Source organism: Pseudoalteromonas sp. P1-16-1b (assembly GCF_001401785.1).
GTDB lineage: Bacteria > Pseudomonadota > Gammaproteobacteria > Enterobacterales > Alteromonadaceae > Pseudoalteromonas > Pseudoalteromonas undina.
The window spans coordinates 1-215 of sequence record NZ_LKGQ01000087.1 but is presented as its reverse complement, the minus strand read 5'-3'; the positions used below and the strand labels follow the sequence as shown (position 1 = coordinate 215).

Below are 215 nucleotides of genomic sequence, written 5' to 3'. Positions count from 1 at the left end.
GTATCGTACTCAACGTGTGAAGTTGAGATTGTGATACCACGCTCGCGCTCTTCTGGAGCGTTATCGATTGATGCGAAATCTTTAGCAACACCGCCGTATACTTTTGCAAGTACGTTAGTGATTGCTGCAGTTAGTGTAGTTTTACCGTGGTCAACGTGGCCGATTGTACCAACGTTTACGTGCGGTTTTACGCGTTCAAACTTTTCTTTTGCCAT

1 protein-coding gene is annotated in these 215 nt (G+C 45.1%); it reads right to left on the bottom strand.

Going from position 1 to position 215, the window contains the following annotated elements; genetic code table 11:
* Positions 1-215, bottom strand: a 215-nt coding sequence (locus AN392_RS18340; RefSeq protein WP_021033140.1) for a GTP-binding protein, incomplete at its 3' end; no start/stop codon positions are given.